Origin of the sequence: Paenibacillus sp. FSL K6-2393 (assembly GCF_038002545.1) — a bacterium.
Taxonomy (GTDB): Bacteria; Bacillota; Bacilli; order Paenibacillales; family Paenibacillaceae; genus Paenibacillus.
In genome coordinates, this window is the sequence record NZ_JBBOCU010000001.1 from 5,756,218 (window position 1) to 5,778,293 (window position 22,076).

At 46.0% G+C, this 22,076-nt stretch carries 19 protein-coding genes; 6 read left to right on the forward strand and 13 right to left on the reverse strand.

The window, feature by feature from the left end; genetic code table 11:
• Positions 1–6: 6 nt before the first annotated feature.
• The 4 genes from MHI14_RS25625 to MHI14_RS25640 all read right to left on the reverse strand — a co-directional run bounded on the left by MHI14_RS25625 (position 7) and on the right by MHI14_RS25640 (position 5,958).
• Positions 7–1,182, reverse strand: a complete 1,176-nt coding sequence (locus MHI14_RS25625; protein WP_341131521.1) for a substrate-binding domain-containing protein — start codon at positions 1,180–1,182, stop codon at positions 7–9.
• Entirely contained in the window at positions 1,160–2,986 is a 1,827-nt protein-coding gene (locus tag MHI14_RS25630) for a sensor histidine kinase (RefSeq protein ID WP_341131522.1), read from the reverse strand. The genes MHI14_RS25625 and MHI14_RS25630 overlap by 23 nt, the downstream gene beginning before the upstream one ends.
• Positions 2,983–4,716, reverse strand: a complete 1,734-nt coding sequence (locus tag MHI14_RS25635) for a response regulator (RefSeq protein ID WP_341131523.1) — start codon at positions 4,714–4,716, stop codon at positions 2,983–2,985. Before MHI14_RS25635 ends, MHI14_RS25630 begins: the two co-directional genes overlap by 4 nt.
• A 339-nt stretch (positions 4,717–5,055) precedes the next feature.
• Complete coding sequence (locus tag MHI14_RS25640; protein WP_341131524.1) at positions 5,056–5,958, reverse strand: tyrosine-type recombinase/integrase; 903 nt, start codon at positions 5,956–5,958, stop codon at positions 5,056–5,058.
• 168 nt (positions 5,959–6,126) lie between these two features.
• On the opposite strand from MHI14_RS25640, the gene MHI14_RS25645 reads away from it, so the two are divergent.
• Both MHI14_RS25645 and MHI14_RS25650 read left to right on the forward strand, forming a co-directional pair.
• Entirely contained in the window at positions 6,127–6,327 is a 201-nt protein-coding gene (locus MHI14_RS25645) for a cold-shock protein (RefSeq protein ID WP_017690333.1), read from the forward strand.
• Between the two features lie 99 nt (positions 6,328–6,426).
• Positions 6,427–6,699: an HU family DNA-binding protein gene (locus MHI14_RS25650; RefSeq protein ID WP_036606368.1), complete on the forward strand. Its 273-nt coding sequence runs from the start codon at positions 6,427–6,429 to the stop codon at positions 6,697–6,699.
• 331 nt (positions 6,700–7,030) lie between these two features.
• Here the strand turns inward: MHI14_RS25650 and MHI14_RS25655 are convergent, their stop codons facing one another.
• Together MHI14_RS25655 and MHI14_RS25660 are read right to left on the reverse strand one after the other, a co-directional pair.
• Positions 7,031–7,675: a Vat family streptogramin A O-acetyltransferase gene (locus tag MHI14_RS25655; RefSeq protein WP_289391331.1), complete on the reverse strand. Its 645-nt coding sequence runs from the start codon at positions 7,673–7,675 to the stop codon at positions 7,031–7,033.
• Positions 7,676–7,710: 35 nt separating this feature from the next.
• Positions 7,711–9,399, reverse strand: a complete 1,689-nt coding sequence (locus MHI14_RS25660) for a methyl-accepting chemotaxis protein (protein WP_341131525.1) — start codon at positions 9,397–9,399, stop codon at positions 7,711–7,713.
• A 305-nt stretch (positions 9,400–9,704) separates the two neighbouring features.
• Here MHI14_RS25660 and MHI14_RS25665 point away from each other — a divergent pair, with 305 nt between their 5' ends.
• Complete coding sequence (locus MHI14_RS25665) at positions 9,705–9,962, forward strand: zinc-binding dehydrogenase (protein ID WP_105600904.1); 258 nt, start codon at positions 9,705–9,707, stop codon at positions 9,960–9,962.
• Positions 9,963–10,054: 92 nt separating this feature from the next.
• On the opposite strand, the gene MHI14_RS25670 is transcribed toward MHI14_RS25665, so the two are convergent.
• Positions 10,055–12,055, reverse strand: coding sequence for a CotH kinase family protein (locus MHI14_RS25670; RefSeq protein ID WP_341131526.1), 2,001 nt, complete (start codon positions 12,053–12,055; stop codon positions 10,055–10,057).
• Positions 12,056–12,520: 465 nt separating this feature from the next.
• Between MHI14_RS25670 and MHI14_RS25675 the strand changes: the two genes are divergently transcribed.
• Positions 12,521–14,257 (forward strand): methyl-accepting chemotaxis protein, encoded by a 1,737-nt coding sequence (locus MHI14_RS25675; protein WP_091035139.1) that lies wholly within the window; start codon positions 12,521–12,523, stop codon positions 14,255–14,257.
• Positions 14,258–14,356: 99 nt separating this feature from the next.
• On the opposite strand, the gene MHI14_RS25680 is transcribed toward MHI14_RS25675, so the two are convergent.
• On the reverse strand, positions 14,357–14,893 hold the full coding sequence (locus MHI14_RS25680) for a hypothetical protein (RefSeq protein WP_341131527.1): 537 nt from the start codon (positions 14,891–14,893) through the stop codon (positions 14,357–14,359).
• Between the two features lie 105 nt (positions 14,894–14,998).
• The gene (locus MHI14_RS25685) at positions 14,999–15,361 is read right to left on the reverse strand and encodes a hypothetical protein (protein WP_091034290.1); all 363 of its coding nucleotides are present in this window, start codon (positions 15,359–15,361) and stop codon (positions 14,999–15,001) included.
• Between the two features lie 306 nt (positions 15,362–15,667).
• Here MHI14_RS25685 and MHI14_RS25690 point away from each other — a divergent pair, with 306 nt between their 5' ends.
• Together MHI14_RS25690 and MHI14_RS25695 are read left to right on the forward strand one after the other, a co-directional pair.
• Positions 15,668–16,264, forward strand: a complete 597-nt coding sequence (locus MHI14_RS25690) for a TetR/AcrR family transcriptional regulator (RefSeq protein ID WP_091034292.1) — start codon at positions 15,668–15,670, stop codon at positions 16,262–16,264.
• A gap of 59 nt (positions 16,265–16,323) precedes the next feature.
• Positions 16,324–18,510 (forward strand): YhgE/Pip domain-containing protein, encoded by a 2,187-nt coding sequence (locus tag MHI14_RS25695; RefSeq protein ID WP_341131528.1) that lies wholly within the window; start codon positions 16,324–16,326, stop codon positions 18,508–18,510.
• Positions 18,511–18,639: 129 nt separating this feature from the next.
• Here the strand turns inward: MHI14_RS25695 and MHI14_RS25700 are convergent, their stop codons facing one another.
• The 4 genes from MHI14_RS25700 to MHI14_RS25715 form a co-directional block, all read right to left on the reverse strand.
• A complete protein-coding gene (locus tag MHI14_RS25700) occupies positions 18,640–19,014 on the reverse strand; it encodes a DUF4190 domain-containing protein (RefSeq protein WP_445670355.1) in 375 nt (124 codons plus the stop codon).
• Positions 19,015–19,551: 537 nt separating this feature from the next.
• Positions 19,552–20,307 carry an amino acid ABC transporter ATP-binding protein gene (locus MHI14_RS25705; protein ID WP_341131530.1) on the reverse strand — a complete coding sequence of 252 codons (756 nt, stop codon included), beginning with the start codon at positions 20,305–20,307 and terminating at the stop codon, positions 19,552–19,554.
• 33 nt (positions 20,308–20,340) lie between these two features.
• A complete protein-coding gene (locus MHI14_RS25710; RefSeq protein WP_091034303.1) occupies positions 20,341–21,000 on the reverse strand; it encodes an amino acid ABC transporter permease in 660 nt (219 codons plus the stop codon).
• Positions 21,001–21,112: 112 nt separating this feature from the next.
• Positions 21,113–21,883: an amino acid ABC transporter substrate-binding protein gene (locus MHI14_RS25715; protein ID WP_341131531.1), complete on the reverse strand. Its 771-nt coding sequence runs from the start codon at positions 21,881–21,883 to the stop codon at positions 21,113–21,115.
• Positions 21,884–22,076 lie beyond the last annotated feature (193 nt).

Below are 22,076 nucleotides of genomic sequence, written 5' to 3' on the forward strand. Positions count from 1 at the left end.
ACTCGTTCATTGTACAAAAGGAAACAATAGCTTCTGGTTATCCATCCAGAACATATTGTCTGTACTAACCAGCTTGGTCTCAAGTAACACTCTCGCTTGCACCTGTTGATTGTTCAGCCGCGCAACGGCTTGATTTAATCCCAGATAACCTGCACTGTATCCATTCTGGACGATGAGATGATCAAAGACCCCTTCTTGCAATTGCTCCAGTTGCTGTTGTTCACTGCCAAATCCAACAATCCTTACCTTGTCCGCAGATTTGCGTCGATTCAGTTCATCGGCTGCCCCTAGAGAAGCGGGTTCCTGAAGAGTAATGAAGCCATCCACCTCCTGCTGGTCCAGCAATTGCTTCGCAGTCTGCCAACATCCATCCCGTGTATTACATATTGATTTGGGTTCCACTTGAATATCAGGATACTGTTCCAAGGCTTCCATAACCCCATGCTCTCTCTGAATCAGACCAGAATTAAGAGGGTCCGGGCCCAATAAGGCAACATGCCCTTTCCCTTCCAACAGCTCCGCCATGGCCTGCCCTGCCTGCCGTCCAGCCTCCACATTATCAATGGAGATGACGCTGGTGATGCCTTTCACGGGAAATTCATCGTTAAGCACAATAACAGGAACAATGGTTCCAATGGAATTCGTTGTCTGTGCCTCCTGAATGATGTCACTAAGTGCCTTCTCACTTAGGGGATCAACCAATAGAGCTGATGCCCTCTGCTTCAGAGCCGATACGGCGGCCTCCACTTGAGCCTGCTCTCGCGCACTGCGAGACAACCTTTGGCTGTTGATATTTGCCTGTTTGACCTGCATCTGACTTCCAGTAGAGTCCAGAATGGCAGGCGTGTACACATCACCATCGGAAGGGTATGCTTCCACGGTAATCAGTTCCGCTCCGTTCTCTTTGGCAGCCGCTTCGGCGCCGAGCCGGATAGCTTCCGCAAGTTCCCCTGTCCCAGCTGGCGTAATCAGCGCGATACGTGGTTCTACTGCCATAGCATCGGGACTCGATAAGCCACAGGCGCTGCACATGAGCAGACAGCAGCAGCTTGCAGCTGTCAGGGTTACTAACCGACGTTGCCGAATTCCAGGGAAGCTCGCAGCAACCTTTTTCCAAAAAGTACGAATATTCAATCCTTTAACTCTATGGTCATCGTGCCTATTCACTTGGTTGTCTGCCATCAGGCTCGTCCTCCTTCTGCTGCGATTGAATGGGGATCCGAAGCCAGACCGTGGTGCCTTCTTCCAGCTCACTTGCAAATTCAAGTCCGAACCCCTCCCCATAATAGAGCCGGATTCGGTCATGGACGTTGCGTACCGCTACGCCGGAGCCTGCACCGCTTTTGACCACAGGAAGACCACTTAGTAATCCCGACATCTGTTCTTCCGTCATGCCGACCCCATTATCTGTAATGCGAAACACCAGCTTGTTGTCCTCACGATAAACATCGATCTCAATACGTCCTTCGTCCATGTGGTACTCGATGCCATGAACAATGGCGTTCTCAATCAGGGGTTGGAGCACTAGCTTTAATGTCAGGCATTCCAGGAGCGTCTCATCTGCATGGATGGTAAAGTTGAATTTGCGCTTAAACCTCATCTGTTGAATCGTCAAATAATGCTGCGCATGCTCCAGCTCTTCCCTGATCGTGATAATCGTTTTACCTTGACTTAGACTGATGCGGAACAGGCGGGAAAGAGACGTGATCATCGTGATCACTTCCTCATTACGGCTCATACCTACCATGCGAACCACGGAATTCAGCGTATTGTACAAAAAATGCGGATTGATCTGGGCCTGCAAGGCTTCCAGCTCCAGACGCCGCTTCTGTTCCTGTTCGTGGATAATCTCATCCATCAGGGTCCTGATTTTATTAACCATCAGGTTGAAGCGACGAGATAGTCGTTCAACCTCCAGCGGCCCTTCAATAGGCAACTCCACGTTGAAATCCCCGCGCTCTACGGCCTTCATCTTACGTTCCATTCGCCGAATCGGACGAGTCAGACTGGAGGATAAGAACAGCGAGACGAGAATGACCAGCACCAGTACAACGATCAATACACGAATGAGATATCCGTTCACTTCCTGACGAGTCGTCATAATCTCATCCAGATAAGCAACACCGACGATTTTCCACCCGATATTGGCAACGGACTTCACGGTATTCAGCCTTTTCTGTCCATCTGCTTCATCTTCGTAACTGCCGGAAGCGACCAAAGCCTGTTCGATATTCTCGCTTTTGAGTCCCATATACATCAATTGCTGCTGCGGATGGTACACGATATTGCCCGCACTCTCATCGATGATATACACGTATCCTCGTTGCCCCAGACTGACCCGACGGCTCAGTTCATCCATCTGTTTGAAATTGATATCGACCAGCAAAATAACCTGCCGTTCCTGACCATTTTGCCGTATCGTTATGCCTTTGCTCATGGAAACGACCCATTTATATGGGCCTGTGTACATGTTCTGAATATGAGGTAACGAGAAACTCAAGTGATCCGGCACACGAAGCGCAGACTGAAACCACCCTTGCTGTGTCACATGGGCACTCGGTTTTAATTTGGCTGTAGGTCGGTTCTTGAGCAATTTCCCCGTGGAATCAAGCAGAGTAATCGAGATGATATCTTCACGACTGCTGAGCAGTGTGTCGAGCTGTTTGTCCACCAGTTCCCCTTCCCATGTCCCGTCACGCAGCATGTGTTCCTCAATGGCACGGTACAGATGAGACATACTGCGGACGTAATCCTCCAGGTTATAACTGACCTGATCCACAATCTGCCTCGTCGTCAGTTCGGCACTTCGCTCGGCAGCCTGGGTGAACTTGTCATGCAGAAGCATCGCCATGATGGTCAGCACCAGAACAATGAAGACAGAGAAGGACCACGTAATAATAAACCGGATACTGCTGACTCTGGACGAACGCAGACGAGAGCGTAATTGAAGTCCGGTAGACTTCACCCATCTCGAAAAGAACTTCATCGGATCGAACCTTCATTTGCCGCCTGGGAAGCCTGTTTACGATATTCTTTGGGCGAGACGCCAATATGTTTTTTGAAACAAAAACTGAAGTAATTGGGTTCAGCAAAGCCAACCTGCTCCGCAATCTCAAATGACTTCAGCTCTGTCGAGCGAAGCAGTTCACGCGCTGCCTCCATTCGAATCTGCATCAGGTACTGCAGGAAGGTAAGTTGCACTTCTTTTTTGAAAATGCCACAAAAATAACCTGAACTGATATGCAGATGTCCGCACACCTTCTGAATGGACAGGTCCGGGTCGGCATAATGCTCTTTGGTGAAGACTAATGCCTGCTCAACAATATCCTTGTATACATGCTGGCGACCGCTGGCAATGCGATGTTGTACGAGTAGACAGACCTCCCGTACCTTCTTCTGTGCCTCAGTAAGACCCGGCAGTCGGAACAAATCCGCATATAACTGGAACCCTGCACCAAAGATGTCTTCCATTTCTTCCCCTGATGCCTGTGCGGCCTTCCATACTGTTGTTAATACTTCAATCAGATAGAGCTGAATATCACTTCGCCCGTGCTCCACGGTAATTTCCCGGAAAATGATCGCAAGTGCTTCCTCCAGCTCTGCCTGCGTACCCGCCTTCAGACAACGTGTTAGTGTCTGCTGCTTCAACTCGTCGAACCGTAGTTTGCCCGCTGTCTGTCGCTCCACGTCCGCGATGTATATGATTGAATCCGTCCCGGGCACAAGCCGATAATCCAATGCCAGCAGGGCATCTTCATAGGCATGATTCACATCCGCGAGTGTATCCACAATCTGACCAGATCCCACCGTAGCCGGGATACGTAAATAGTGGTTGATACTGCGCATCACATTTTCCAATGCCTTCTGTTGCCGCTTCGCTCCATCTGTACCGCCCGAGCGATCCACATAGAGCAGGACAATCGTCTCCTGATGCATAAAGGCATGACCAGCCCCATGCTCCGCCCAGACTTCTGCGGCAATGTTAAGTGCAGCAAAGCGTTTCAATTCAGCATCCTCAGATTGACGCAAGGAACCTCCGGGAACAAATATCTCAGACTGATCCGCTACCTCGGATGTTGTTTTGTTATGTCGCTGTGGAAGCTCGTTGAATACTCCCTCAGTTTTCTGCTTCTGCACATCCCCATCCATGTGCAGCGTCAATACGGACACCCCATAGCGTTCTCCTGTCAGATCCAATCCGCATTGTTTGGCTTTGCTATGAATATATGTCGAAGATTTCTGCCGATGGAGCAAGGTCGCCATCAGATCTGCCTGCAGTAAGGGCAAGCTGGTATGATAGTGCTCACGCAGTTGCTGTACATCTTCACGCTCGGCTACTTCAGCCGCCATCTGGGCGCGCAGTCTTGTGAGCAATTCGGTGAGGTGTCCTGCCGAGAACGGCTTCAGCAGATATTCATCCACACTTAACGAGATGGCTTGCCTCGCATAATCAAATTCATCATATCCAGTCAAAATGACCACCTTCACGAGTGGATTACGCTTCCTCAATCTTTGTGCGAGTTCCAGACCATTCATGAATGGCATGCTGATATCCGTCACCACAATGTCCGGCTCTACCCGCTCCGCCATCTCCAATGCTTCCCGCCCATTCTCAGCCAAACCGACAATCCGCAGATCGAGCGCTTCCCAATCGACCTCTACAACAAGTCCCTCACGCACATCTTCTTCATCATCCACCAGCAGTACCCGGTACACGTTTGGATTCCTCCCTTTTATGACGGGCCTTATGCCCTAGCAACGAATAATATATGTAGCATTGTGAATCATTTGATTTCTTATTGCCCACCGAATTAAAGCAAAACGCAAAGGGATCATGTTGATCTGTTCCAAGGTTGCCATCATAATATACAATATTATCAGGGATATGTAATCGCTTTCTTTATTGGAGGTAAGGCAACCCTGTCGGGCACTGCCTAAGTGAAATGTGTAAGATAGTATATGAATGCTAAGGGTAGGTTAAAGTAATACAAACACGGGAAATTTCGAAGTACTTCTAATAAGAGGTGTTTTGATTCTGACTATAATTCAGAGTCATCATTCTTGTTCTCTACGATGATTCGAACTTAATGCTTTAAAATAAATCATTGTTGTATCTGGGTTGGTGTGTCCCATTATCTCGGCCAAGCGGTGCAGTGGCGTATGCTCAGCCATGGCGTAACCAAAACGATGACGCAGGTCGTGTGAACTCAGTCCTTCCAGCCCTGCTGCTATCATTACTTTTTTAATCAGGTGGCGCAATGCTCTCTCCGTTAAACGATCGTTTGTCTTCTCTGAAGGGAAAAGGTAAGCAGTATCGGTAGCTAGATCAGATAAGTACTGATTCAACATTACAATACACTGCATCTTCAAAGGGATCATACGTTGCACGTTGCGTTTATCGGCTCTAACTGTCAGGTGACCGCTTCGTCTACCTAGTTCGATATCATGAGGCTTGAGGTTGCATACCTCCATCGTTCGCAAGCCTGTGTGAAACATAAGGGTCAAGATGGTCTGATCACGAAGGGAATTACCGTTCTCCACTGCCGCGAGGAATGCCTGCTCTTCTTCGGATGTCATTCGGCGTGGACTGACTTTGTCTTCCGGAATGAATTTTAATGGTTTGGAAGGGTCATGACTAAGCCTGGATTCCAAGACAGCCCATTTGAAAAAACGCTTCAGCGTAATCAACCTCCGGTTAATGGTGGCTGGCTTCAATAACATAACTTTGTGTGCATCTTCGCGATAGTTGACTAAAGTGGATGTATCTACGTCTTCGATTCGCAATGTCATTTCTTCGCTAAGCATGGTGCTTTCCTTGTACCATTCGATAAAGTGCTTCAGATCACTTGCATATTCCTTCACGGTTTTGGGATGCAATTCATCCTCATTGGTAAGCATATGAATGAATTCTTCTATCGTCGGTTCCCGCTGCACCGATATGCCTGATGACTGATTCATTAGAAAATACCTCCAAATCTTGACTTATATTAGCGGACATGGTATTATAATATTAATCGATACATTAGCGGACATCAAGTTCGTGGTTTAAATGCACCAGGTGAGTGTCAATTTTAAATTATACTCGTCATAATGATCGGCTAAAAACTTATTTTTTGGAGGAATCACATGCAAACAGGTACAGTGAAATGGTTCAACGCGGATAAAGGATTCGGCTTTATCGAAACTGAAGAAGGAACAGACGTATTCGTTCATTTCAGTGCAATTCAAGGTGAAGGTTACAAATCTTTGGACGAAGGTCAACGCGTTCAATTTGAAGTAACTCAAGGTAACCGTGGACCACAAGCTGAGAACGTTACTAAACTTTAATTATATGAAAGCTGCCTTATTAATAAGGCAGCTTTTTATTTACTCATATGTGTCACAGCAAAGTTTCCACATCCCAAGAATGAAAGCGAGGTATTCCCCATGGATAAAGAACAATTGATCACAGAAGTAGCCAAGGCTGGCGGTTTCTCCAAGAAGAATGCTGAAAAGGCTGTAACCGTTGTATTGGACTCAATTCTCGAAGCTCTCAAAGAAGGTAAAGAAGTTCAACTGGTTGGATTTGGGAAATTTGAAGTACAGAAACGTGAGGCAAGAACGGGAAGAAGCCGGAAAACAGGCAAAGAAATTCAATTACCTGCAGGTAAAGTTCCTGTATTCACAGCAGGCTTAAGCATGAAAGAAGCTTTAAATTAAACCACGTAACAACTTATTGAAAAGAGGTTTTTATTCAAACACACAATGATAATATGGATTTAAATGTCGTGTTTACTACCGTTGATGATATCATTAACTTTTATTCAGGCAAACAGACAAACCCGGATCACGCAGAAGCTCATACTCATTTAAAACCCCCATCAGTACAGTCTGATTGCAACCTACGACCACCCACCCGCTAAATTAACATTTCATCTTGGACAACAAGAGGCCCTGATCCGCTCAAAACGGTCCAGGGCCTGATTTGCTTGGAAGCCGGCTCCTTCAGGAACCAGCTTTTTTTGTCTTCTATGCACAATGCACAACCATCCTATTCGTTGTTCAGAAGTTCGCGCAAGATCTGTAGATCATATGTAGAGACAAGACGTTCCAAATGTGTATCCAGCCATTCCTCATCCTGATCCCACCACTTCAATTCCAGCAGCAGTGCAATCGTCTCTTTGTCAAAACGCTTTTTAACAGTCTTGGCTGGATTACCACCAACAATCGTATAGGGTTCAATGTCCTTAACAACGGTTGAATTGGAGGCAACGATTGCCCCGTCTCCAATCGTGATACCAGGCATGATCGTCACATTTTGTCCAAGCCATACATCGTTCCCCAGTACCGTGTCACCCTTATATGGAAGTTGTTCCAGTGTAGGTGTCACACGCTCCCATCCTCCACCAAAAATGTTGAACGGATATGTGGTCATGCCCTCCATCCGATGATTCGCGCCATTCATAATGAATGTCACACCTTCCGCAATTGCACAGAACTTGCCAATGACCAGGCGATCACCAATAAAGTCATAATGATGCTGTATCCGGTCATAGAATTGCTCTGGCGGATTTGTGTTATCGCTATAATACGTATAATCACCAATGTCCACGTTGGAACGCGGCGGCAGGTTTTGAATGTAACATACCGTACGGATATTCTCATTTGGGAAAAGTTTTGTTTTATCAGGGGCCATATTGTAGTCCCTCCTTTTCCCTATTGTAACAGATATTAAATCTTAAACGGACTAAGTGAGGTCTGGAGCTCTGTCGACACAGCGGACAAAATAGCCGCAGATGCCTTGATCTGCTCTACCGACTGGAGCTGTTCATGAACAGATCTGGCAGCCTGCTGTGAATTGGTACTGGCCGTCTGCGCATGGCGAGCGATCTCATGCACAGAAGCCACAATCTGCTCCACACCTGCGGACATCTCTTCACTCGTCGCAGCCATGTCCTCAATCTCTGTAGCAATACGCAGGTTTGTATCCCGGATCAGGCTGAAGTTTTGCTCCGTTTCCCGGGTCAAGCGCAGTCCTTCCTGTACTTCGTCCTTCACTCTCGACATGGCCGATAGCGATTGCTGCATATCTTGTTCCATGGCTTCGACGAGTTCTTCAATTCGATCTGAAGATTCTCCAGCTTGTTCAGCCAGTTTACGAACCTCGGTAGATACCACGGCAAATCCTCTGCCATGCTCCCCAGCTCTTGCCGCTTCAATGGATGCATTGAGGGCGAGCAGATTCGTTTGATTCGCAATCTCATGAATGGTGGTAACCATCTGACTAATCTGTGCCGACTTCCCTTCCAGCATACGAATGACTTCATCCGTTGTGGTAACGGAAGATTCAATCGTAGACATCTGCTGAACGGTAAGTTGCACCGCTTCACCTCCGGTTTCTGCCTGTTTACGTGAATACAAAGCAGCGTCCGAGATGCTGGAGGCCTTGTCCGCCATACTTTGTACGCCTATGGCCACTTCTTCCATGGCCTGCAGATTTTCTTCCGTACTAATTGTCTGACTCTCGGCTCCTTGTGCGACTTGTTCAACAGAGGATGCAATCTGCGCGGATTCTTTGGCCGTTTGATCCGCAATCTTCAGTAGCAGCCCGGTCGAATGCTCTGCTTTCTCCGCAGCCTGAAGGCCACCCTGAATGATGACCTGCAGATTACTTCTCATCTCATTGTATCCCGTTCCCAGCATGCCAATCTCGTCTTGGACGTTGTCCACAACTGGCTGTGTGAAATCGCCCGTACCCGCACGCTTAATCGCCACGGATACCCGTTCGATCCTCACTCTCACCCTGCGAACGTACAACAGGATCAGGGTAATCGCGACCAACATCGCGAGCAGGAATACGATCAGGAACGTCTTGAGGAACGAAGAGATAATCACATCAATTAACGATTGAGAAGCCCCTACATAGAAAATCCCGATAATCTCTCCGGACGCGTTCTTAATTGGTTCATAGGCCGTCTGATATTTCTGACCTACAACCACGGCTTCACCGAAATATTTTTCCCCTTGCTGCAAAACGGTCTGAGCGACCTCTGCCGATACCTTCGTGCCGACAGCGCGCTCCCCGTCCGCCATAACATTCGTAGCAACACGTTCGTCACCTCGGAAGATCGTTACCGTGTCCCCGGATGCTTGTCCAATCTCATCCACCAGTTCGAAGTTGCCTTCCAGCGCGGTATCTCCCTTGAATAATTGTCCATCCTTAATGGCCCAATCTCCTGGATGCTTATATGTAATGATACGATTCGCCATCTCCAAATCTCGCTTTGCCTTCTCTGTAGCAAATGTCGTGATCCCCTGCTTCATCTCCAGGATTACACTTACCGCCACGGCTGAAGAGAAGACGATAAATATACTGATAACGATCAAACTGATTTTGGTACCGATGCTCATGCTTCGCATGTGTGTGAGCCACCCTTTTCCCTATGTAATTGTGGGGATATCCAAGCCAATTTCGATTCCGTTTCGAATATCACTATAGTCTTATCGGTAGGAGTGTTCACAATATTTATAATATTTCAGTGACATTTATCACAGTAATCGAAATTAAAAATCAAAGTTTTTCCTCTTTCTCCGTAATTATGTGAGAATGATCTGCTGTCTGGTAATTTAAACAATCTAGAAAGAGAAATTGGATATGTCTAAATTCATATAGAGGTAGTACTAAAAATATTTCCGCTCATTTATGTTGCCAACCACATATTTAAGTGCCTGGGGGCAAACTGGTATCGTTAACTCAACTGCCTTCTGCCGAAAAAGCAGCGCAGTATAGCGTTACAGCCAAGTTTAATTCCAAATTCCCGACATCAGAGGACCTGTACACGATTGCTCAGCTAATCGCTAACGGTTCCCTCCGTTCAGAGATTGATTCCATCTTCCCTTTAAGTGAAGCGAATCAAGCGCATGCCAAAAGTGAGGCCAGACATGGACGAGGCCGGATTTTGCTGGATGTTCGCTCCGTCTAACCTGAAAAGCAGAACAAAAAGGGATTCGATCTGACCATCGAATCCCTTTTCTCGTTCTCCATACAACAACGTTGATCTGCAGGAGATATTTCTTATTTGGATGTAAGGCTTACTTGTGCAGCGGTTTGATCCCAGTCCACGGTAAGTCCCAGTCCTTCTGAGATGAAGCGTACAGGCACGAGTGTGCGACTGTTTTGAATGATCGCTGGTGCATCAATTTCGAGTGTCTCTCCATTTACGGTTGCCGTGCTGCTTCCGATCTTGAGCACAAGGGTCTGGTCATTCAGAACCGCTGTTACCGTCTTCGCCGTTTTGTCCCAAGTCACTTCTGCACCCATCGCTTCGAGGATTGCGTTCACAGGCACCATCACTCGGCCACTTTGCTGCAGCGGGTCCTGATCCGGGAATGTGATCGATTTACCATCGAGTGTTACGGTAATGGTTTTGTCGTTTGTTCCGGATGAGGTATTCGAACCTGTCTCTTCCGAAGTCTCAGGCAGCGGTGTTACTTCACGTCCAAGTTGCTCTTGCAGGTTCACAAGACGGTTCAGTGCAAATGTCGTCAGTGACCCGGCTGCCATGGAGCCCATGCCTCCGCCCCCACCGCCAAAGTTACCACTAGGGCGTGTCTGCGTATTATCTGTACCCGTTGTTGCATCTGTTGTACCATTTCCAGTTGCAGCACCCGGCTGAGTTGGAGGTGTTGTTCCATCTGGAGGTGTCATTCCTTCGAAACCTTCAGGCGGCGTCATACCTTCCATACCCTCAGGTGGGGTCATGCCTTCAAATCCTTCTGGTGGTGTACCGCCCATACCACCTGCTGCATCTGCATTTGTAGAATAAGCAATGTTGGATTCAAATTGTTCTGTCGTATAAAATTTCGTAGGATCTGCTTCTACATAAGGACGAATCTCATTGGCAAGGCCAGTAATACGATCCTGAATGCCTTCCATATAGTCCGTCAGTTCATTGACGTAGCTCAAATATTTTTCCTTATACTCCGGTACAGCAAGCAGGTTATTAATCATCGGTACATTTTCCATGTTAATGCCCAGTACGGGCTCGTCCACAGATACGTTTGTTGCGTTGGTGTTGGTCGTGGTTGATCCGGTTGTTGTGCCACGTCCGCCTCCACCCGAGTACCCGTTGAAGGACATGTTAAAGTCCCAAGGAACAACGGTGAACTTGCCATCGGCATCACTGTAGAGCATGTAGTTGTGTCCTTTGTCGCCGTTATAGCTGTCATAGTTGCCAAAAACCATGTTGCCTGCAATATATTGAAGTGCTGAATCTACGTCCAGTACACTTTCAATATCGCCTTTTTCACCTTCTGGCATCTCGTTCAGCGTTTGGATGAAGGTTTTGAGTTTGGTTTTGTCCTTATCCGTACCCAAGTCTTTGGTGATTGTACTGTAGTCACTGCCCTCTTCATATTGAAGATAACTCTTCTCATCCGTATCATAGAGGACGCCTTCTTCGTAATCCTCACCGTAGTTGCGCTCCAGATAGCTGTCATCTACTGCTTCAACGCCAGTATAGAAACCCACCAGCTCGCCGTTAACGTACAGATTAACATAGTTTGTCATTGGTACATCCATGCCAATACTCCGCAGTGCTTCATAGTGAAGAACTTCACGCATATACGACGGATCGGCGTAGTTGTTGTTCAGTACCATTTTGTCCAGTCCAAGCAGCGTTTGTGTTTTGTCGTATTTATCAAACTTCAGTCTGAAGCTGTAACGGTTCGAATCTTCCATTGAGGCTACGGCTTTCAGGGTCAGATTGCCCTTGGTGGAGAAACCGACGTTGTCCAGCTTGTTGCCGTCCACTTCCACACTAACATTCTTATAATCCTTATCCAGCGGACTTTCGAGCATGCTCTTCCAGTCTGCATCATCAATCGTTACATTCACGTCAATGACGTTATCCGTCTGGAACAACGATTCATAAGCTTGCGTCACGCCTGCACTCGTGGTTGTCGCTGTACTTTCTGCAGCATATGCTGCATTCGGACTTCCGATCAGCCCAAAAGATGACGTTACCATGGTCACGGATAATGCCGTTACTGCAGCTTTTCGTAATAAAATATTCAAGTGATGAATCCTCCTTCTTGGTTTCTGTTAAGCAACTGTGGCTTATGTAAACATGTTAGGGGATGAACCTTTAGTGAATCTTAAACGCGATAAACCATAAAAATAAATAGTATGTATCACTATGAAATTTTCATGGATATACAAGAAATATAATGAAAAAAGCGCAAATATAACCTTGGAACCGGTTCATAAGTCCTATTTTGTTGCAAATATCTAACATTAGTATGCCTTTATAACGATATATCTGAAGAGTAGAACTTACCTGGAGTTCATATACGTGAATAGCAAAACTCATTATGAAAAACTTTTAGAAACAAAAAAGAATTTGATCAGATAGGTTATTTAGGGACGATTTCACATTTTTCAAGTTAATAATTACATAGCGTGTACAACACCAGGATAAGTCCTTCGTCACAATCGTAGAAGGAGTGAACAATCTTGTTAACTAAGCTTCGCTGGAGTACCATGCCTTTCTTCATTAAAAATTTGGTGATCTCGTTTGGTAGCATCACCTTGATTGGTATTATCCTGATTACTGCGGCTTACCAGCTGCAAAAAAACATTCTGGTTGAACAGTTGCACGATCAGGCTACCGTCATCACCCAGAAATGGTACGATGATCTCGACACTGCCAAAGTGGCAGAAGCGGCTAAGGAAAAAAGCTACTCCGGTCCTGTACAGCTGGAAATGAAAGCTTATCTCGATTCCATCCATGAATTCTATCCAAACATCGCGCAAGCGTACATTTTTGGTTCAGAACTTGAGCAAGGAAACGGAACGTCCATCATCGCGATTCCAACGAACCTATTGGAACCATTCGAGGAAAGTAATCTGCCCGCAGGTGCCATGTACCCGCTGCCTCAGAATAACGTTGTAGTGCTGGAACAGATGAAAAAGGACGGAAAGCCTGCCTTCAGTGATTTCTACACGGATGAATACGGAACTTGGACCACTCTGATCTATCCAATTAATAACGCAGATGGCTCCATGTACGCTGCTCTTTACTTCGATGTCGATGCAAGCGCGGTTCCAAAAGGACTGAACGAACTACTCACGTACGGTTTGATGTTCCTGATCGGTTTCCTGATCCTGTTCATGGTGTTGCAATTCATTTTGCTGAAAAGAACGTTGCTTCCGATCCGCAATCTGATGAAAGGTATCGAAGAAGTCAGCACGGGTAATCTGGACGTAACTATCGATACCGGGCGAGATGATCTGGGTATCATCAACGAGAAGTTCAATGCGATGATCCATCGCTTCAATACAACCATCTATAAAGTACAGAATACTTCGCATCACCTCTCGGAATCTTCCAAACAACTACTGGGCATTTCCGAGAAAAATAATGTAAACATTCAATCCATCAGCACCAATATTCGGGAAATATCTACTGGACTGGTGTCACAGGACAAAGCCACTGTGGAGAATGCACGTGCCATGACAGAGATGTCAACGGTAGTGCAGACAATCGCCAGCAGCTCAGCCGATGTAGCAGATGAAGCACTCAGCATGGAGCAGCGCTCCAGCACGGGTAATGTGGTGATGCAACAAGTCATTGAGCAGATGCGCCTGATCTCCGGTGCCGTGCAAAATACGTCAAACTCGATTCAGTCCTTGGAAAATAACTCGAACCAGATTAGCAACATTGTTAACGTAATCACGGAGATTGCCGGACAAACCAACTTGCTTGCACTTAACGCTTCAATCGAGGCAGCCCGCGCAGGTGAGGAAGGAAGAGGTTTTGCAGTGGTTGCAGGCGAGGTACGTAACCTGGCAGAGCAATCGCAGGAATCAGCGAAGCAAATTCGACAGTTGATTGAAGAAATTCAACGGGATATCATGCAGTCTTCCGAAGCGATGCAGTTGGGTTCCAAGGAAGTCACCAAAGGCTTGGAAGTTACCCAAGAGACTGGTGTATTCTTCGAGAATATTCTGACTGCTACGAATAAAGTTGCAAACCAGATCCAGGATATCTCCAGTTCTACTGAAGAGATCTCGGCAAGCACACAAGAAATGTCTGCCACGGCCGATGAACTGTCTGCCAATGTCAGTAAGGCAGCAAGCAGCAGTAAACAAATTGAGCAGTCAATTGATGAGCAGGAAGCCTCCATGGCAGCCATTGTGAGTGCCTCCGATGAGCTCTCGGTTGTATCCGAGCAACTGCAAGAACTGATCTCATTCTTTAAAGTACGCGCAGAATAGAATTAATAGGATACAGATAACAAGAATACGACACAGTAAAAACCAAGGCTCATGAGTGACTACACTCAAAGCCTTGGTTTTTTGTTGTTACCAGGTGTTTTATTCCTTTTGATCAGCATCTACTTGTTTAAACAGTATGTCTTCCCCACTTATAATCATCTTTTTCTCGTCATTGTAGCCAGATTGTTCGGATCGAAATCCAGCATTAAGAATAAGATCGGCCTCACCATTCGATATATATTGAACCTGCTCCGGTGTAAGGATTATTTCAACTTCTTCTGAATACCAGCTATCTTTCTTTAATTCAGTTGCCAATTCTTCACTGGTACTTGACCTCGACGGGAGAAGCGTCTTTCCATCCATTTGAAGATCAATATCGAAAAGCTGTTTCGAATGGAAAATCTCGTGGTTGGCATCTTGTCCCCTATACCTTATCCCTGGTTTAAAAGTGAAGTCGTGATCACCAAATTGTTGGACACTTAATCGGAGTTCATATTCACCCAATTGCCTGGTTGCCGTCATCGTCTGTCCTTCTCTTTGAATTCGGTATGGTGCTGTATCGTTGCTTTCCAATGATGAATCGGAACAACCCATTAGGACAAGACACATCATCAGGAGGTAGGAGAAATATTTCAAAGTAGACCTCCTCTCACTCTAATATATAATCTGACTCTTAGAGTTTGGACGCAGAATTGTACCATTAAGTTACATTGTTAATAAAATATATAAGAAGTTCTCCACTTAAGAGAAAGCATATCTAAACAGCCCATAGTATAGAGGTCCAATCGCGATAACTAATGTTATCAACATCCAAACTCTCCTCGTCATAATTGGTAATCCATCCAAAATCTCTTCCCCTTCGTTATCCTTTAAAAGCATTGCGAATAATACATCCCATAACAGAGCTGTCACAGTAATAATTTTCCACAAAGAAGGATTTAAAATAGCCGTTTCCGTTACATATCCTAGCAACCCTATCCATGTAATAACGGATACGACAAAATCGATTTTGCTAAGGCTCGACTTATACTTTCCTTTAATAAGATACGATAGTGATGCTGTGCCAAGCAATCCAAGATAGATCGTCCATAAAACGTGTTCCATACGTACTCCTCATTCTTTGCTGTATTTTAATATTTACTGTTTCTTCGCCACCCTTTGCTATTATAGCTATTCAACTCTATAACTGATATATTTAGCACTTTTCCATATTATAGAAACTTCTCATCCGCACTTTCCTATACTCATTTATTGTTTTCATCCCCCAGCCCACATTATGACAAAGCTCACATCCTCATTCCCTGTTTAAGTGCTACATTTGTTAACGACCAACTGACCGTAATAGTAAAACGGTCAATAAAGGATTTACCTTACTATTATCCTTTCAATCTACAAGGAGGTGTATATGCGATGAAAACGATAGATCGAAGGCAACAGGTGATGGATTCTGCCGAGAAATCCTTTGCCCTGTTTGGCTACAAAGCCACAACGATGGAGCAGGTTGCGAGACTTGCCAATGTGGGCAAGGGAACGATCTATACTTTTTTCGAAAATAAAGAAGAACTGTTCAGCGAGATTCTGCGCTCGATCATTGCAGATATGAGACAGATTACAGAGCAGACGGTGAAGGAAGAGAACTCCTTTCTGGATAACGTGCATATGAGTATGGATTCTTTGCTGGAGTACCGGGAGGAACATGAGCTGTTGATCAAGCTCTTTCAGGAGGTCAACGAGTTCGGTACGCCGCAGGCCAATGAAGGTCTGCAGAAAGTGGAGACAGCCATTCTTGAATATCTGGAGCGGCAGGTGAGCCGTGCCATGGAGTTGGAGCAGATTCGCAGGGACGATCCCAAGCTGGTTTCTTTTGTCCTGTTGAAGCTGTATGTCACCTTAACCTCAGATTGGAACAAAGCGCATCCTACGTTGCACAAAGATCAGATCAAAGATTTTGTGGGCCTCTTTCTCAAGAATGGCTTATCCCCCACCTCGAGAAAGGCATGCCGCTAGATTCAACACATAATAGAGATAGAACAAACGGATTAGCGTAAGGATAGGGAGAGAACATGATGAAATCATTCCGCGTATTTGGGCAGGATCTGAAGTCCGCCTTCAAGAAACCAAAAGTATTTATTCCAATTCTCGTTGTACTGTTCATTCCCGTGCTGTATAGTGGCCTGTTCCTGAACGCATTCTGGGACCCCTATGGCAAAATGAATGAGTTACCTGTGGCCGTGGTCAACACGGATCAGGGTGCAGTCTACAATGACAAATCACTCGAGGTCGGTCAGAATCTGGTCGATGAATTGAAAAAAAGTGATGATTTCGACTGGCAATTCGTGACTCGTGAACAAGCAGAACAAGGTATGGAGGACAACACGTATTATATGACGATTGTGATCCCAGAGGATTTTTCAGCAAAAGCCACCACTCTGATGGATGAGCGCCCCGAGCCGGCCGACCTTATCTATGAGCCCAATGAAGGATACAACTTCCTCGCGGGTCAGATCGGCGGCACGGCGGTCAAACAAATTCGCTCCAAAGTCGCTGCCAAAGTCACAGAATCGTATACCGAAACGTTATTGGATCAGATTGAAAAAATCTCTGGCGGTTTGGCGGATGCCGGGGATGGTGCAGGTCAGATTCATGATGGTGCGATTAAGCTGGATGAGGGTGCTGCTACATTAAAAGAGAACCTCTCTAAACTGGCGGCAGGCACCGACAAGCTGGAAACGGGCGTAGTTCCGTTAAAAGAAGGTACGACTACGCTCGCCCATGGCATAGGTGATCTACATACTGGCGCGAGTGCCTTGTCCAGTGGCCTGTCTCAATTGGCAGCAGCAGGTACGAAGCTAAGTGATGGAGCAACCCAGGCTGAAACAGGCGGCAAACAGCTACAGGCTGGCCTTCAATCTGCTCAGGAAGGCGCAGTCAAGCTGGATGCAGGACTGGCGGCTTCCGAGGAAGGCAGTGCAAAGCTGACTGCTGGGCTGCAAAGTTCTGTTGAGGGCAGTGGCAAACTTAGCGAGGGTGCCAAGGCTGTTGCGCAAGGTCTTACTCAATTGGCCGAAGCGAGTCCGGAACTTGCCGCAAGTCCTGCTGTGCAGCAGCTACTAGCAGCTAGTCAGGCCGTAGCGGCAGGCAGTGAACAGCTGTATCAGGGTGGACAGCAATTGGTCGCAGGCAGTCAAAACTTGTACGCTGCACAGCAACAACTGCATCAAGGCAGCAGCCAGTTGGTACAGGGTCATCAACAACTGGTAGAAGGAGCTACGGAGTTGTCCGCCGGACAAGAAAAGCTTGCAACAGGGCTGAAACAGTTCAATTCCAAATTATCCGAAGCAGCCGCTGGCGGAGCCAAACTTGCGGATGGTTCAGCTCAATTGAATGCTGGTGCAGGCAAGTTGGTTGCAGGTGTAAGCCAGCTTACAGACGGAATCTCAACCTTGGCAGATGGCTCACATAAGCTCGATGACGGCGCCGGTCAGTTAAAAGAAGGTACGCTTAAGCTAACGGACGGCTCTGGCGAACTTGCCACCAAGCTGAATGAAGCGGCTGAGCAGACGGGTAGTGTGAAAAAGACCGATGAATTGGTAACCATGTATGCAGAGCCTGTTCAGGTCGATGAGCATAAATATAACGAGGTTCCTAACTATGGTACAGGATTCTCGCCATACTTCCTGTCACTCGGGCTATTTGTAGGGGCATTGATTGCCACACTGGTAGTGCCAACACGCGGCAGTACGGTTAGTGACGCAAGTGGCTGGAATCGTTTTGTGAGTAAAACGCTGGCTTTTACACTCATGAGTGCTGTACAGTCCCTGCTTGCTTCATGGCTGGTCTTGTATGGCTTGGGTCTGAATGTTCAGAGCGTTCCATTGTTCCTCTTGTTCAGCTTTGTTACCAGCCTAAGCTTCATGTACATCATTCAGGCACTGGTAACTTGGCTGGAGAATCCGGGTCGTTTCCTCGCGATTCTGATGCTGATCTTCCAGCTTACTACCAGCGCGGGCACCTTCCCGCTCGAACTTATTCCTAATTGGTTGAAAGTATTCAACCCATGGCTGCCTATGACCTATTCGGTAACGGGATATAAAGCAGTCATCTCAAGTGGACAGTTCGGCGTGGCTTGGGATCAGATCGGGATTCTGTGTATCTTCGCCGTGATTGGGCTTGGAGGAACCTTAACGTATTTCCTTATGCATCGGACCCGTGAGGTTGAGGACGTTAGCGGTGAGGTCGTACTTCATATGTAAAAAGTAAAATAAAAAGCAAAGGCGTGTACCTATGCTCCACCCTCTTCTGGACAACAAGGGGTGTCGGCTAAGGTACGCCTTTGCTTTTTTTAGTTTTAGCTACAATCTAAGTTTGCTAACTTCATATTTCTAGTATGTAGAGTACATATCAGAACTCGAAACAGCGAAAGTAAATAACAGTACGAGCGCAATCAACAATAAATATAACGCTACACTGATGATTCCACAGACAAGCCCAGCAATGGCTAATCCTCTGCCCTGCTCCATGCGGTTCTTAATTTCTTTGAGTGATATGGAGGCAATGATGATGGCAACAATACCAATCAGTAATCCCACGTATGGAATCACGATGGACAATATCCCCAAGACAAGAGCTGCAATCGATTTGCTATTGGTTTTTGGTATTACATAAGGTGGTGGTGGAAGTGTGTCGTTATAATAACGATCCACATCACTTTCACGATGTTCCAAGGTAAATCCTCCCTGTTTATTAAGTATGTTCATTATAATCGATTAATAGGAATAACAATATCCATATTATTCTAATTATGAATTACTATTAGATTTATTTTATCCCCATCATCCCGGTCACATATCTTAATCCATAAGCTTATAGATTGTACTTCAAGGATATGAATTTAAGAACCGTTTATCCGTGTGAAGACATAAATCAAGAATACCTCTAACATATAGATATTATTATAGTCGTAATACTTTTCTGAGTATCTTTGGGGGATCACTACGATGAAAATTGATAAAGTAATGAACATACTTATGATTGTGATGCTTCTACTTATTGCTTTTTATCAAAATAATGTAGCGGTATTATGTTTTAGTATTGTTTTGTTTGGAATCATGAGTTACACCACTTATCGAATTCGAACACGTTGGAATGTAGTAACTTATATCGTGTTGGCCCTGGTATTGATGATCTGGAACATATACCTGTGGACATAAGCTATTACTTTCAAAAAAAGAACGCAATCCCTTATTACTTATAGGATTGCGTTCTTTCCACATTTCTTAGATTTGAAGTTTCTTCTATCCTTCCACTTCCACCCGCTGCAAAAACGTCCGGGTACGTGCAAGCTTTGGATTGCCAAAGATCTGCTCTGGCGGACCTGCCTCTGCGATCTCGCCGTTATCCATGAAAAATACACGATCCGCAACGTCACGGGCGAAGCCCATCTCATGCGTGACAATCATCATGGTCATATTTTCCTGTGCAAGCTGTTTGATTACGCGTAACACTTCTCCAGTCAGCTCCGGATCGAGTGCCGACGTCGGCTCATCGAACAGGAGAATGTCAGGCTGCATCATCAGTGCGCGAGCGATGGCAACACGTTGTTTCTGTCCACCAGACAGATTGGCTGGATAGACATCGGCCTTGTCCGACAGCCCTACTTTGCCGAGTAATTCCAGACTACGATATCGAATGACATTTGAGCTTTCTTTTTTCAAAGTCTTCGGTGCAAGTTCCAGATTATCCTGTACGGTCAGATGCGGGAACAAGTTGAAATGCTGGAATACCATACCCATACGATCCGTCATCTTGCGAATATCTGCGGCACCCGCGTAACGGCCATTATCAACCAACGTCTGATCCTGAATGCGAATCGTTCCACCCGAAATATCCTCCAGATGGATCAGGCTGCGCAGCATCGTACTTTTCCCCGATCCCGAAGGACCGATCACCGCAATCACTTCGCCTGGTTCCACGTTGAAGGATACCTGCTTCAGCACATCAAGGGTACCGAAAGATTTTCTCAACTCTTTTACTTCTATTATATGTGTCATATGCAGACAGTCCTTTGATTGATCAGATTTAATTTATTCAAATGAAAAGCGCTTCTCCAGTGCCTTGAACAACAACGTGAGTACGAGTGTCATGAGCAGATACATCACCGCTGCCACGAAGAAAGGGATCAACTGCAAGTCCCGATTTACCGCCGCTTGTGCATAATACAACAGCTCTGGTACAGCAACAGCATAGAGCAGTGCCGTATCCTTGATGAGCGTAATGGACTCATTGGCCGTTGCGGGCAATACTACACGAATCATCTGAGGGATGATGACTTTGGTCATTGTCTGCCACTTCGTTAATCCCAGAACTTTCGCCGCTTCATGTTGCCCCTTATCAATGGAAAGCAGTCCGCCCCTGAAGATTTCCGCAAAGTAAGCCGCATAGTTCAGGATGAACGCAATCCCTGCCGCAACAAAACGATCAAACACCAAGTATTCCCCAATTACCGGAAGCAACGGTAACCCGAAGCAGAAGAATAGAATTTGGAGCAGCAGTGGTGTTCCTCGCATTACGTAGACGTAGGTATGGGCAATCCACGCCAGCGGTTTAATTTGGCTTCTCATCGCGAGCGTGACTGCAAATCCAAGCGGCACAGATAACACGATCGCCAGCAAGAACATGAAAATGGTGGTCTGTGCACCCTCTAACATCGGTTTTAAAATGGTCGATAGATAATCCCAACTCATTATTTTGTCTCCTCTAATCTGTTAACCCCGCATTCCTCCGAAGCATAAATCGCTCCAGCATGGAATACGGGGTCCGTTTTGTTTCTAACTATATATCAGGTGTGTAACCTGCCTATTTCAGAACCTTATCTTCACCCAACCATTGAGTGGAGATCTTAGCCGCTGTTCCGTCTGCATTCAACTCATCCAGCGCTTTTTGCAGCTGATTCAGAAGCTCTTCATTGCCTTTTTTGATACCAATGCCATATTGTTCCGGTGCAAGAGATTCATCCATCAGTTTGAATGTTCCCTCTTCTTTGGACATGTAGTATCTCGCTACCACTTCATCAATGATGACCGCATCCAGACGTTTTGTCTTCAGATCCGTCAGTGCAAGCACGTTATCCTTAAATTCGGAAGCTTTGACTTTATCCTTAAGCGGACTTGCTGCCAATGCATCTGCCGCGGAGGACAGCGCCTGCAATCCCACATTTTTGCCATCGAGTTCATCCAGCTTTGTAATTGGTGAGTCTGCCAAGGTAATAGCAACTTGGCTGTTTTCCAGATACGGCTTCGTGAAGAGCACTTTTTCTTTGCGCTCATCTGTAATGGTGTACCCGTTCCAGATCATGTCGATCCGGCCACTATTCAGCTCTGACTCTTTGGAAGACCAGTCGATTGGCTGGAATGTGATTTTTTTACCCATTTTCTCCGCTGCAGCTCTTGCGTAATCAATATCGAAACCAACAATTTCGTTCTGCTCATCCCGGAAACCCATTGGAGCAAACTTGTCGTCAATACCTACAACAATCGTGTTATCATCTTTGCTTGCGGAACTGGAACAACCAGCCACAATCAATACACATATACTAATGAATAATAGTAGAATCGCTTTTTTTCTCATCTCTTGTACCCCTCCATGTCTATAACCAAAACCCAAACGCTTTAGTTCGTTACCACGTTATCAGAGATTTATAATAACATAGCATGGGAGAAGAGTCGAGTCTCTTGCCTATTTCCTTCTATTTCATGCAGCTTAATTGTCAACAATCTGTGAAAAAACCTCTTTCACTTGTGCCGGTTCTACCAGCTTCTCG